At 50.0% G+C, this 1,122-nt stretch carries 1 pseudogene; it reads left to right on the top strand.

What is annotated here, in order from left to right:
* The first annotated feature begins 144 nt into the window (after positions 1-144).
* Positions 145-928 (top strand): annotated as a pseudogene (locus KDK14_RS09360) (sulfite exporter TauE/SafE family protein).
* Positions 929-1,122: the final 194 nt, after the last annotated feature.

The raw sequence follows: 1,122 nt of genomic DNA, 5'->3' as shown, positions 1-1,122 counted from the left end.
ACTCTACCCCAGTCGTTTGAACCAGGTGGCCATCGCCAAAACCGAGCCCGGCTGAAATATCGGCTCAACAGGAGCACCCTGAAAATAGACTCACCTGATAATAATTTATCGTCGTATAATTGCAATTTTTGTAAGGAATAAAAAATGCTCTTTCTCCTCTACCTTGTCCTTGGAGCTGGTGCCGGAGTTATGGCCGGTTTGTTTGGTATTGGTGGCGGGCTGATTATTGTTCCAGTGCTGATTTTCAGCTTCACCATCCAGGGTATGGCCCCTGAGGTGTTGACCCATATGGCGGTAGGCACATCCCTTGCCACTATGGTGGTCACATCCCTCAGTTCCATCAAGGCGCATCAGGATAAGGGCGCTGTTCGATGGTCGATCTTTGTCACGTTAAGTGTCGGTATTCTTGCCGGTGCTTTCCTCGGGGTCTATACCGCCGTGAATCTCAGTGGGCACCTGTTGCAGAAGCTTCTTGGTGTTTTTGCGATCCTGGTGTCGGCAAAAATGTGGTTCGGGTTTAAGGTCCATGAAGGTGCCAAAGTGCCGGGCGCAGCAATACTGGTGAGTGTCGGCGTTTTGATTGGCGCTGTTTCCAGTATGTTTGGCATTGGGGGGGGGGACGCTTTCTGTGCCATTTTTGCGCAGGATCAGCCTTACCATGAAGCAGGCTGTTGGTACCTCGGCGGCCTGCGGTTTTCCTATTGCTGTGATGGGGGCCCTATCTAACATGGTGCTGGGTGAAAGGCATGCAGGCCTGCCTGCTCTGGCTACCGGATATGTTTATTGGCCAGCTTTTCTGGGCATTGTCCTGGCCAGTGTTCTATTTGCACGACTGGGTGCTCGTATTGCTCATAAACTTCCCGCAGAAAAGCTGCAGAAGCTGTTTGCCTTGTTTCTGTTTATTGTTGGAGTCCAGTTTTTGGCTTAGGCGTGTTCCTGCAAAAATGGTTCCGGCTTTTCGGCGTTCAGGCTGAATGACAATATGCTAACCATCTTATCAGTCAATCAAGTCACAGGCATTGGTAAAGTTCATATCTGACAACACGTTACCTTAATCTCTATGGAATTGTCCTGAAATAACTTTGACATTTCTACAGACGCTACCCGCCGCCCGCTTCCCGA

It is taken from the genome of Endozoicomonas sp. ONNA2 (assembly GCF_024606365.1).
Classification (GTDB): domain Bacteria; phylum Pseudomonadota; class Gammaproteobacteria; order Pseudomonadales; family Endozoicomonadaceae; genus Endozoicomonas.
This window is presented reverse-complemented; position numbering and strand designations above follow the sequence as displayed.